General features: G+C 48.1%; 12 protein-coding genes (1 of these 12 cut by a window edge). 7 read left to right on the top strand and 5 right to left on the bottom strand.

Features of this window, described 5'->3' with window-relative positions; genetic code table 11:
* Window positions 1-83: 83 nt before the first annotated feature.
* The 4 genes from jag to rpmH form a co-directional block, all read right to left on the bottom strand.
* The gene (gene jag, locus PAECUDRAFT_RS11265; RefSeq protein WP_006038221.1) at window positions 84-722 is read right to left on the bottom strand and encodes an RNA-binding cell elongation regulator Jag/EloR; all 639 of its coding nucleotides are present in this window, start codon (window positions 720-722) and stop codon (window positions 84-86) included.
* Entirely contained in the window at window positions 719-1,495 is a 777-nt protein-coding gene (locus PAECUDRAFT_RS11260) for a YidC/Oxa1 family membrane protein insertase (protein ID WP_006038220.1), read from the bottom strand. Before PAECUDRAFT_RS11260 ends, jag begins: the two co-directional genes overlap by 4 nt.
* 98 nt (window positions 1,496-1,593) lie before the next feature.
* Window positions 1,594-1,941 carry a ribonuclease P protein component gene (gene rnpA / locus PAECUDRAFT_RS11255; protein ID WP_006038219.1) on the bottom strand — a complete coding sequence of 116 codons (348 nt, stop codon included), beginning with the start codon at window positions 1,939-1,941 and terminating at the stop codon, window positions 1,594-1,596.
* A gap of 82 nt (window positions 1,942-2,023) precedes the next feature.
* Window positions 2,024-2,158 (bottom strand): 50S ribosomal protein L34, encoded by a 135-nt coding sequence (gene rpmH / locus PAECUDRAFT_RS25260; RefSeq protein WP_006038218.1) that lies wholly within the window; start codon window positions 2,156-2,158, stop codon window positions 2,024-2,026.
* Between the two features lie 679 nt (window positions 2,159-2,837).
* Here rpmH and dnaA point away from each other — a divergent pair.
* The 6 genes from dnaA (at window position 2,838) to gyrB (ending at window position 9,181) form a co-directional block, all read left to right on the top strand.
* Window positions 2,838-4,184: a chromosomal replication initiator protein DnaA gene (gene dnaA, locus PAECUDRAFT_RS11250; protein ID WP_006038217.1), complete on the top strand. Its 1,347-nt coding sequence runs from the start codon at window positions 2,838-2,840 to the stop codon at window positions 4,182-4,184.
* A 217-nt stretch (window positions 4,185-4,401) separates the two neighbouring features.
* The gene (dnaN, locus tag PAECUDRAFT_RS11245) at window positions 4,402-5,544 is read left to right on the top strand and encodes a DNA polymerase III subunit beta (protein ID WP_006038216.1); all 1,143 of its coding nucleotides are present in this window, start codon (window positions 4,402-4,404) and stop codon (window positions 5,542-5,544) included.
* 17 nt (window positions 5,545-5,561) lie between these two features.
* On the top strand, window positions 5,562-5,777 hold the full coding sequence (gene yaaA / locus PAECUDRAFT_RS11240; RefSeq protein WP_006038215.1) for a S4 domain-containing protein YaaA: 216 nt from the start codon (window positions 5,562-5,564) through the stop codon (window positions 5,775-5,777).
* A 41-nt stretch (window positions 5,778-5,818) separates the two neighbouring features.
* Window positions 5,819-6,922, top strand: coding sequence for a DNA replication/repair protein RecF (gene recF / locus PAECUDRAFT_RS11235; RefSeq protein ID WP_006038214.1), 1,104 nt, complete (start codon window positions 5,819-5,821; stop codon window positions 6,920-6,922).
* 44 nt (window positions 6,923-6,966) lie between these two features.
* The gene (gene remB, locus PAECUDRAFT_RS11230) at window positions 6,967-7,215 is read left to right on the top strand and encodes an extracellular matrix regulator RemB (RefSeq protein WP_006038213.1); all 249 of its coding nucleotides are present in this window, start codon (window positions 6,967-6,969) and stop codon (window positions 7,213-7,215) included.
* Window positions 7,216-7,270: 55 nt separating this feature from the next.
* The gene (gyrB, locus tag PAECUDRAFT_RS11225; protein ID WP_006038212.1) at window positions 7,271-9,181 is read left to right on the top strand and encodes a DNA topoisomerase (ATP-hydrolyzing) subunit B; all 1,911 of its coding nucleotides are present in this window, start codon (window positions 7,271-7,273) and stop codon (window positions 9,179-9,181) included.
* A gap of 76 nt (window positions 9,182-9,257) precedes the next feature.
* On the opposite strand, the gene PAECUDRAFT_RS11220 is transcribed toward gyrB, so the two are convergent.
* Complete coding sequence (locus tag PAECUDRAFT_RS11220; RefSeq protein ID WP_006038211.1) at window positions 9,258-10,016, bottom strand: YheC/YheD family protein; 759 nt, start codon at window positions 10,014-10,016, stop codon at window positions 9,258-9,260.
* Window positions 10,017-10,451: 435 nt separating this feature from the next.
* Here PAECUDRAFT_RS11220 and gyrA point away from each other — a divergent pair, with 435 nt between their 5' ends.
* Window positions 10,452-12,034 carry the 5' portion of a DNA gyrase subunit A gene (gene gyrA / locus PAECUDRAFT_RS11215; RefSeq protein WP_006038210.1) on the top strand. The gene runs 895 nt beyond the window's last position, so only the first 1,583 of its 2,478 coding nucleotides appear in the window; its start codon is at window positions 10,452-10,454; the stop codon falls past the right edge of the window.

Below are 12,034 nucleotides of genomic sequence, written 5' to 3'. Positions count from 1 at the left end.
AAACAGCAATGACCGCTATGAGCCATTGCTGCGAATAATGCGCTACGTTAATTGCACGCCCGATATCCTCATTATTCGCCGAATTACCCCTTCACATTCCTGTCTTGGATTGCGATGACAACACGGCGATTTGGTTCATCCCCTTGGCTGAACGTTCGGACATCAGGGTGGTGCTGCAGCTGCGAATGAATAATTTTGCGTTCTTGCGATGACATGGGCTCCAGCACGACTTCCTTCCGTGTCTTCACGACACGGCCGGCTAACCGATCGGATAACTCCTCTAATGTCTTCCGCCTGCGATCTCGAAAATTCTCCGCATCAAGTACGATTCGAATCGGCTTGTCGCTATAACGGTTGGCCACGATTGTGGTCAAATATTGCAGTGCATCGAGCGTCTGTCCTCGGCGTCCAATCATCTGACCAAGCTCGCCTTCTCCTTGAACAACAAGTAGAAGCCCTTCCCTTGTCTGTGACCGTGATACCGAAACTTCCAGTCCCATCGCACTCGCAACTTCGCGGATGAACCGCTCTGCCTGATCCGAAGCGTCAGGCAGCTCTTCCAGCTCAACCTTAGCTTCCTTCACACCGATCAAGCCGAAGAGCCCCTTGGAAGGCTGCTCCAGCACGACCGTTCGGACGCGATCTTCAGTCGTTTGCAGTTGTAATAATCCGTTACGCACAGCTTCTTCTATCGTTTTCCCCGATGCGACGATTTTTCTCATTTTGCAGGAACACTCTCCTTACGCTTGGATGGGCGTACGTACAGGAAGTAGTTCTGAACGATTGTGTACAGGTTGCTGAAAATCCAGTAGAGCGGCAGCGCAGCTGGGAAGCTGAGCGCCATAACGAAGATCATGACTGGGAAAATCAGCAGCATAGCTTGCATGCCAGGCATGGTTGTCTTCTGCTGGGACTGCATCATTTTCGTTTGTACAAACGTCGTGATTGCAGCGATAATCGGCAAGATGTGATACGGGTCTTTCTGTCCAAGCTCCAACCATAGGAATTGATGCTCGCGAATCGCGCTATTCATATAGATGGCATTGTACAATGCGATAAACACCGGCATTTGCACAATCATAGGCAGACATCCCGCCATCGGATTCACTGAGTTTTGCTGGAACAACTTCATCGTTTCTTGCTGCAGAAGCTGTGGATTGTCTTTATGCTTCTTCCGCAATTGCTCGAGCTCAGGCTGGATGGCCTGCATTGCTTTCGAGCTGCGGTATTGCTTCAGCGTCAGTGGCAAGATAAGCGTTCTTACAATAATCGTCAGGAGCAGAATCGATAAACCGTACTCGCCACCGAACCATTTTGCGAATGTATCAAGCACTAATGCGAACCAGTAGACAACGTTTTTCTGCCAGAAGTTACCCTGCAACAAATCCTCTGTTGTCATCGTCTGGTTATGCGAGGAACACCCCGTTAGCGTGGCCATAAGCAGCACCAGCCCTAATACAAGCAGCCATCTCTGTTTCAAAATCCGGGACAACATCACAAACTCCTCTCTGTCAGAGCCATTGCTTTTCCACACTAAACTATACCATATTCTTAGTACCAAATAAACAACTCGTCCTATTGGTCGAAAGCGGGCTAAGCGCGCTGCTTCAACAGCCCCGCTTTTTTCAAAACATGAAGCACGCTCCGCTCCAGTTCCTTCGTCTTCATGTCGACGGCAGGCTTGCGAACGATGAGAATAAGGTCGACCCGCGGCGCGATCCGCTCTGCATTCAGTCGAACGATTTCCTTGACGACTCGGCGCATCCGATTGCGGATAACGGCGTTGCCAATCTTTTTGCTGGCCGATACGCCAAGCCGAAATGGCTCAGCCGCAGGCTGCTTGGACCAATACACAACGAATTGTCCATTGGCAAACGACTTTCCGCCTCGATAAATCCGACTGAAATCTGCACGATTCCTCAATCTCAGCTTGCGATGCATGCTCCTCTACCCCACTTCCTTCAATAAAGAGGTCGTTCTAAAAATAGATAAAAAAAAAGACCACCGCACAGTGGTCTTCAATTTATGCGCTCAGCACTTTTCTTCCTTTTTGACGGCGAGCGGCCAATACTTTACGACCGTTCTTCGAGCTCATGCGAGTACGGAAGCCGTGTACTTTTTTACGTTTGCTTACGTTCGGTTTAAACGTTGGTCTCATTTCGTTTGCACCTCCTTGAAAAGTGTCGTGATATGTCTCCTTCTCCGAAGAGAGTATGCTTCCGCATAACTTGCGGCATTCTTTCATTAAAGAAGCATTTCACCAAACTGCGGTTTCAAACGGATCATTACATGACCCAATAGTCCTCAAAAAGACCTTTTTTTATTTAACCACGTCGGTAATTAAAAGTCAACCGCCGCGCAGCAGCCAGAATTGGACACACTACGGAAGTTGTACACAGCTGGAGAGCGCGTTGACGAATTTTGTGGATATGCACAGGCTGCGTTGTGATTTTTGACGAAAATTAATAACATGTGCATAGATTTTGAGCGGTTCCGGCGAATTATGTCGAATTTTAACAAGTTATAAACAATATCTTGTGCTGTCGATAACATTTATACACAACCTGTAGGATTTGTGGATAAAACGGACAGATTCGTTGTAATATAAGGCTCTTTTTGCTATGATAGATATGTTTTCTGTGTGGATACAGGCCTGTGAACAACTATCTTATTAACAGGCTGTGGATAACATTGTGAACAAATCAATTCCCCTCTTAATAGTTTATGGGTTTACCTTCGTTTATACTGTGGATGGCTGACCAAGCCATTGCGTATATTTGTCACGAACCCCGCATTACAGAGCCAGTTTGGCCATTCAGATTAAGGAGTGACACGCTGTGGACAGCCATACCCCGGATATGTGGCAGCAAGTGCTGTCGGTCATCCAGACGAAGCTTAGTAAGCCGAGCTTCGATACGTGGTTCAAAGCGACGAAAGCCGAGCTTGACGGTGAAGTTCTCGTCGTAACCGCGCCAACGACGTTTGCGGCCGAATGGCTGGAAAGCCGATACACCAAGCTTGTCCGAACGACTATGTTCGAATTTCTGGGACGGCAAGTCGACGTGAAATTCATAATTGAAGAAAACCGAGCGCCAGAGCCCGCACAGCCTTTGCCAGTGGCCGTGCAAGTGCCCGTCGCTTCGGATGAGCCCTTCACCCATTTGCTTAATCCCAAATATACGTTTGATACATTTGTAATAGGCGCCAACAACCGATTTGCCCACGCGGCATCGCTCGCAGTTGCAGAAGCGCCAGCCAAAGCGTACAACCCGCTTTTCCTATACGGGGGAGTTGGACTAGGCAAAACTCATCTTATGCACGCCATCGGGCATTATATTTTGGATCATAATCCGAGCACTAAAGTTATGTATATTTCATCCGAGAAATTCACGAACGAGTTCATCAACGCCATTCGAGACAACCGCGGCGAGAGTTTTCGGAACAAATACCGCAACATCGATGTGCTGCTCATTGACGACATTCAATTTCTGGCGGGCAAAGACGGTACGCAGGAAGAGTTTTTCCATACGTTCAATGCATTGCATGAGGAAAGAAAGCAAATTATTATCTCCAGCGACCGTACGCCGAAGGAGATCCCGACGCTTGAGGAACGGCTTCGTTCCCGGTTCGAATGGGGATTAATAACGGATATTCAAGCGCCAGATTTGGAAACCCGGATCGCCATTCTTCGCAAGAAGGCAAAGGCAGAGAACCTGGAAATTCCGAATGAAGCAATGGTCTACATCGCAAACCAGATTGATACGAACATCCGTGAGCTCGAAGGCGCGCTTATCCGCGTCGTTGCCTATTCTTCGCTCATTAATGAAGATATTTCGTCTCATTTAGCAGCTGAAGCGTTGAAGGATATCATTCCATCAAGCCGGCCTAAAATGATTACGATTCAGGATATTCAACATAAGGTTGGCGAGTTTTACGGGCTGCGGCTGGAGGAGTTTAAAGCGAGGAAAAGGACCAAAGCGGTTGCTTATCCAAGGCAAATTGCGATGTACCTATCTCGTGAATTGACCGACTACTCGCTGCCCAAGATTGGCGAAGCGTTCGGCGGCCGTGACCATACAACCGTCATCCATGCGCATGAGAAAATTACGACTCAGCTCAAGACGGATCCGGATCTTTACAAAATTCTACAAAACCTGACCGAGAAAATTAAAAATCATACGTGAATAACGTAGAACAACGAAGCAAGCCTATGCACAAGCTATGCACATGTGGATAGGCTTGCTTCATCAACGTTCTCGAGGCTTATCCACATATTCAGGTCGCCTACTGCTACTACTACTGTTTTAAATTATTAAACAACGTCAATAAACGACATTCGTCGCCTTCTTGCGAAAGCAGAATGCCGATCCCTATCGGACTCTCGTTATAGGAGTGAAAATCATGAAACTGTCCATTGCAAAAAATGAATTAAACGACGCGATTCAACAAGTAGCGAAAGCTGCTTCGACACGACCGGCTATTCCGATTCTTGGCGGTATTAAATTCGATGTAACCCATCAAGGCATAACGCTGACAGCGAGCGATACCGATATTTCAATCCAAAGCTTCATTCCCGTTGAATCCGGAGATTCCATCGTCGCTAAAGTAGATAAGCCAGGCAGTGTCGTATTGCCGTCCAAATTTATCGTAGAGATCGTTAAAAAGCTTCCGTCCGACGAAGTCGAAATCGAGGTTGGCGAACAATTTATTACGATGATTCGTTCAGGCTCCACCGATATTCAAATGGTCGGACTCGATCCAGAGGAATTCCCGGTGCTGCCGTCTATTGAACAAAGCGACGTACTTCAAATTCCAGGCGATCTGCTGAAATCGCTTATTCGCCAAACGGTATTTGCTGCATCTACAAGTGAGCAAACACCGATTTTGACGGGAGCGCTTGTCAATCTCTTCGAAGGCGAGCTACGTTTCGTAGCCACAGACCGTCATCGGCTTGCGAACCGTTCTGCACATGTGGATACATTGCCAAGCCTCCGATTCTCCAACGTCGTTATTTCGGCTAAGACATTGAATGAGCTTTCACGCCTAATTCCAGATGCATCTGCGCTTGTAGAGATGGTAGTTGCGGATAATCAGGCTTTATTTAAAATCGGCAGCGTTCTGTTCTACTCCCGACTGCTCGACGGAACCTATCCCGACACTTCCAAGATTATTCCGCAGTCTTACAAAACAGAACTCGTTGTGGATACAAAAAAATTAACCGATGCAATCGACCGTGCTTACCTCATGAGCCGCGAAGAAAAAACGAACATCGTTCGCCTCATTACGCTGGAACATGGCGGTATCGAAATTTCGTCGAGCTCATCCGAGCTGGGCCGCGTAACCGAGCAGCTCGAAGCGTTCAAAATGGAAGGAGAAGCGCTTCGTATCGCGTTTAACTCCAAATATATGCTTGATGTGCTGAAGGTTATTGATAGCGAGCAGCTGAATATTCAATTTACGGGCGCCATGAGCCCGATTATCATTCGCCCGGCGGATCATCCGCATAGCACCTATATTATTTTGCCGTATCGTACGACGGGCTAGAAACGGAGCGACATCGAATGAAAGAAATTGCAATCGGAACGGAATATATCGCGCTTGGGCAGTTTTTAAAGCTGTCGGACTGCATCGATTCCGGCGGACAAGCGAAGTTTTTTCTACAGGAAAATGAAATCTTGATTAATGGCGAGGCTGACAACCGGCGGGGACGCAAGCTCTATGCGGGCGATGTCGTGAATGTTCAGGGCTTTGGTTCATTTACGGTCACTCGACGTTAAGTGAGAATGAAAGAATACGCAGTATCGGGGGCTGAAGACATTTGTTTCTGAAACGAATCGCCCTGCGCAACTATCGAAACTATGCAGAACTCGAACTTGATACGAACAGTAAAGTAAATCTGTTTATCGGGCCCAATGCGCAAGGGAAGACAAACCTTCTTGAATCAATCTTCGCCCTCGCCCTTACCAAGTCCCACCGGACAGCCAAGGACAAGGAGCTCATTGGTTGGAATGGGACGGATGCACATATCCATGGGGAAGCAGACAAGCAATACGGTACAGTCAAGTTGGATCTGATGTTGTCGGCGCAAGGCAAGAAAGCTAAGATCAATGGCTTGGAGCAACGACGTTTGAGCGACTTCGTCGGCTCGTTGAATGTCGTCATGTTTGCGCCAGAGGATTTGGAGATTGTGAAAGGAACGCCGGGCGTACGCCGTCGGTTTCTAGACATGGAAATCGGGCAGGTACAGCCCGGTTATTTGCATACGCTGCAGCAATACAGCAAGGTGCTCGTTCAGCGCAATAACTATCTGAAGACGCTTTGGTCCTCAGGCGGCGACAAACAGGGACTGCTTGAGGTGTGGAATGCGCAGCTGGCGGATTTTGGTGTTAAAATTATAAAAAAAAGGAAATACTTTATTCATAAGCTCCAACAATGGGCAGAGCAAATTCATGCAGGAATAACGGCTGGATCCGAACAATTAACGGTTTCTTACAAGCCATCGTTCGAGTTTGAAGATGAATCTGTTTTATTTGAGCATTTTATGTTAAAGTTAACACAGGTGAAAGAGCAAGAAATACGCAGAGGAACAACGCTTGTTGGCCCTCATCGTGATGATTTAATGTTCTTTATTAATGGCAAAGAGGCACAGACGTTCGGTTCCCAAGGACAACAACGAACGACTGCATTATCTCTTAAGCTGGCGGAAATCGAATTAATTCGCGAGGAGATTGGAGAGTATCCGCTCCTGCTGCTTGATGATGTGCTGTCCGAGCTGGATCGCAATCGCCAGACGCAATTAATCGAGACATTCCAATCCAAAGTTCAAACGTTTATTACAGCGACCGGTCTTGAGAGCGTCGATGTCGGCAAACTTCAGGATGCCGGCATTTATCATGTTCAAGAAGGACGTGTCATGCGGTAATGCGTTAAAGAATAATGGCGTTTTAGCGAAAGGGAGGACTGCGAATGTATATTCATTTGGGCGGAGAGAAAATCATTCGGGCAGCGGAACTGGTCGCCATTTTCGATATATCGATTGAGCAATCGTCCAAGCTTTCCAAACAATTCGTAGCGGGCGCACGCAAACGCAAGGACGTCGAGACGATTGGTGAAGAGGAACCTAAGTCGATCGTGCTCACTAAGCATAAAATATATTATTCGCCGATTTCATCCTCCACGCTGAAGAAGCGGGCCCATCATTTTGCGGCTTATTAAGTCGGCGGGCCGAATCGCAATCAGGAGAAGCAGTCGAGAGGAGTAGTGGGTAGGCATGTCTTTGAACCAGAATACGTATGATGAGAGTCAGATACAGGTTCTCGAAGGGCTAGAGGCAGTAAGGAAACGTCCGGGGATGTATATCGGCTCTACAAGCAGCAAAGGTCTTCATCATCTCGTCTGGGAAGTTGTCGATAACTCAATTGACGAAGCACTCGCTGGGTTTTGTACGCATATCGATGTGATCGTTCATGAAGATAACAGCATTACCGTAGTAGATAACGGTCGGGGGATTCCGGTCGGCGAGAATACAAAGCTGAAAAAATCGACAGTTGAAGTCGTTATGACGGTGCTCCATGCGGGCGGTAAGTTTGGCGGCGAAGGCTATAAAGTATCCGGCGGCCTTCATGGCGTCGGTGTTTCGGTCGTAAATGCATTGTCTGAGCACGTCACCGTTACGGTTAAGCGTGATGGGCATGTATATCAGCAGGAATATCGCCGCGGTGCGCCACAATACGACATTAAAGTGATTGGCGATTCGGAAGAGACAGGAACGATCGTCCAATTCAAGCCGGACCCGGAGATTTTTACAGAGACGACGGTTTACGAATATGAGATTTTGCAATCGCGTATTCGCGAGTTGGCATTCTTGAACAAAGGCATCTCCATTTCACTAACCGATGAGCGAACCGGCCAAAGCAATATCTACAAATACGATGGCGGTATTATCGAGTTTGTAAAATACTTGAACCGGAATCGCGAAGCGCTGCACGAGACGCCGATTTACGTGGAAGGCGAGAAGGATCATATCCAGGTAGAGGTTGCGCTGCAATACAACGACAGCTATTCCGACAACATCTACTCGTTCGCTAACAATATCAATACGCATGAGGGCGGAACGCATGAGTCCGGTTTCAAGAGCGCGTTGACACGTATTATTAACGACTATGCGCGCCGTACTAATTCGATCAAGGACAACGATTCGAATTTGTCAGGCGATGACGTTCGGGAAGGCCTGACAGCGATTATTTCGGTGAAAATTCCTGAGCCTCAGTTCGAAGGACAGACGAAGACCAAGCTAGGCAACAGTGAAGTGCGCGGTATCGTGGAATCTTTCTTTGCTGAGAAGCTTCAGGAGTTTCTCGACGAGAACCCTTCCGTATCGAAGCGTATCGTTGAGAAGGGTCTGCAAGCATCCCGTGCTCGGGAGGCGGCCCGTAAAGCACGTGAGCTGACACGCCGCAAGAGTGCGCTGGAAGTAAGCTCGTTGCCAGGTAAGCTGGCAGACTGTTCGTCCAAGGACGCCTCGATCAGCGAACTGTACATCGTCGAAGGCGACTCGGCAGGCGGCTCGGCGAAGCAAGGACGCGATCGCCACTTCCAAGCGATTTTGCCGCTGCGCGGTAAAATTCTTAACGTTGAGAAAGCTAGGCTGGACCGGATTCTAGGCAATGCCGAAATTCGCGCTATTATTACGGCTCTGGGTACAGGGATCGGCGATGATTTTGATATTGCAAAGGCACGTTATCACAAAATCATCATTATGACCGATGCTGACGTCGACGGCGCGCACATCCGTACGCTGCTGCTCACCTTCTTCTACCGTTACATGCGTAAAATCATTGATGCTGGCTTTATCTATATCGCACAACCGCCTCTGTTCAAAGTCGAGCGCAATAAAGTCGTTCGGTATGCGCAAAGTGAGAAGGAACGCGATCAGATTATTGCCGAGTTCGGCGAAGGCGTCAAAGTCAACGTTCAACGGTACAAAGGTCTCGGAGAGATGAACGCTACACAGCTGTGGGAAACAACGATGGACCCTGAGAGTCGTACGATGCTTCAAGTTACGATCGAAGATGCGATGGAAGCTGATGTCGTATTCGATACGCTTATGGGTGACAATGTAGAACCGCGTAGAGACTTCATTCACCAATACGCGAAATATGTAAAAAACTTGGATTTCTAAACGAATCGAGTTTGGACCATAACGAAGCCGCATAACCTAACACAGGTTTGCGGCTTTTTTGCGCAATCGCGCTATGCTACTTTTTGAATCGGCCGTACCCGACCGCATACCTGTATATTCGTTTGAACACCATGCGGTCCTTTAGCTTGCGAAATAGAAAAGGGTCCGGTAACGTATTAACCTCAAGAATCCATGGATGCATATCCGTGCCGAGAGCGATGTCGATTCCGATCTCTTTTAGTCCGGGATAATGGGTCTGCAGCTGCTGCGCAGTATTGACCCCCAGTACCGACAGCCTGTTGAGTAGATTCGTCTGTTCGAATTCTGGCAGGTGGGAGGACATAAGCGTTTGAAAGGATAGCGGTGTGCCGCCGCTATGATAGTTCGTTACGATTTTGGCAGGGTGGCCGAGCCGGCCGATAATGCCGGTCGTTTCCCACATGCCTTGCATATTATGCTGCACCATTACGCGAAGGTCGAATCTACGGTTTTGATGCTTTAGCAGATGAATGCCTTTTTGGATCAAATAACGCTTGCCCGATTGAACAGCAGCCAACTGTTTATACATGCTGTCAAACGTAGAAAAACGTCGAATTCTCTTGCCAAGCTGGAATTGATAGGACCACGAATGATGCTGTAATTTGTCGACTCTTATAACGCCATGGCCAAACGTGCCCAGGTCGGGTTTGACGTACACCATCTGGTGCTGATCAAGCATGGCACGAATCGTTTCACGTCGAAACGGTGATGTTTCGGGAATATATTGGCGCATCTGCTCGGAACACAACAGGGCTGTCGTCTTCGCCCACTTACTCTGAACACGTTGAATAGCCAATCTTCAACTCCGCCTTTCACCATAAAACTATCCCGATCATTCGACAGCCAAACGAGACAGAGGTGGAAATCGATGATATAATAAAGAGGTATGCCTATTGCGGCGTAAGTACTCGTATTCCTCATTATCATATGGCGGAATTCAGTTGAAAGCGAAGGGCGAGTAACACATTTTCTGCATCGGAATCGCCCTGATTTAGCAGGAAGTCATATTACTGCACGAAGCAGGTTTAAGCTGCACAGCTTTGTGAAAGGAATAGACTAACAATTTTAATGCGGTTAAGTCGGCTTGCATCGTATAAGCCGCAGGCCGGCGATGATGTCATCAGACGGATTCGATTGTACAGTCAACCTCATTTAGGTTGATTCATTCATAGCGATAGTGCGACGCATAACGCGAGCTGTATCGTTTGCAGAATACGTCAGGAGGATAACAATGGCGGAAGAACAAAGCTCTCAGATTAAAGACCGCGATATTGGCATTGAGATGCGCGATTCGTTCATGGACTATGCCATGAGCATTATCGTAAGTCGTGCATTGCCAGATGTGCGGGATGGATTAAAACCGGTTCACCGGCGCATTTTGTATGCCATGTCCGAGCTAGGCATGTCACCGGACAAGCCTTATAAGAAATCAGCACGGATCGTAGGCGAAGTTATCGGTAAGTACCATCCGCATGGTGACTCGGCTGTATACGAATCTATGGTCCGTATGGCGCAAGATTTCTCAATGCGCAACATGCTGGTTGATGGCCACGGCAACTTCGGTTCCATCGATGGCGATATGGCAGCAGCAATGCGATATACAGAAGCAAGGCTTTCCAAGATTGCAATGGAGCTGCTCCGCGATCTGAACAAAGATACCGTTGATTTTGCTCCCAACTATGATGGTGAAGAACATGAGCCAGTTGTTCTCCCTTCGCGCTACCCGAATCTGCTGGTTAACGGTGTAACGGGTATTGCGGTAGGTATGGCTACGAATATCCCACCTCACAATTTGCGCGAAGTCATTGACGGGGTACAGGCGCTTATCGTTAACCCTGATATTACGTCCATCGAATTAATGGAATATATTAAAGGCCCGGATTTCCCGACTTACGGCTACGTAATGGGCCACTCAGGCATCCGGCAAGCTTATACAACTGGGCGCGGCTCTGTAACGATGCGCGCTCGCGCAATCATCGAAGATAATGGCGGCAAAGCTCGCATTATCGTTCATGAGCTGCCTTATCAAGTAATTAAGGCGAGATTGGTGGAGAAGATCGCCGAGCTGGTTCGGGAGAAAAAGATCGAAGGCATTACAGACCTTCGCGATGAATCGGACCGCAACGGCATGCGCGTTGTAATCGAACTGCGCCGGGACGTTAACCCGAACGTTGTGCTTAATAATTTGTATAAGCAGACGCAGATGCAGTCCACCTTCGGCATAAACATGTTGGCACTAGTCAATCGTGAGCCGAAAGTTCTCAATTTGCGCGATATGCTGTATCACTACCTGCAGCATCAAATTGAGATCATCCGCCGCCGTACGGAGTACGACCTGAAGAAGGCGGAAGCAAGAGCCCATATTCTCGAAGGTCTGCGGATTGCACTCGACCACTTGGATGAAGTCATTGCACTGATCCGTGGATCGCGTACAGCGGATGAAGCACGTGAAGGGTTAATTACCCGTTTCTCGCTCTCACTCGAACAAGCACAAGCGATTCTCGATATGCGTCTGCAACGTCTCACCGGCTTGGAGCGCGATAAAATCGAGGCTGAATATGCAGAGCTGCTGGCGAAGATTGCGGAGTATAAAGCGATTTTGGCGGACGAACAGCTTGTTCTGGATATCATCAGCACAGAACTTAACGAAATAAAAGAGCGCTTCGGCGATGACCGTCGAACGGAAATCACAATCGGAGAAGACGAGATTCTAGACGAGGATCTAATTCCTCGTGAGGATGTCATTATTTCGATCACGCATTCCGGTTACGTGAAGCGACTGCCAGTAACAACTTATCGCAGCCAACGTCGCGG

Source organism: Paenibacillus curdlanolyticus YK9, from assembly GCF_000179615.1.
Lineage (GTDB): Bacteria > Bacillota > Bacilli > Paenibacillales > Paenibacillaceae > Paenibacillus_T > Paenibacillus_T curdlanolyticus.
Note: the sequence above shows the minus strand (reverse complement) of the source record. Positions and strands in the feature narration are given on the sequence as shown.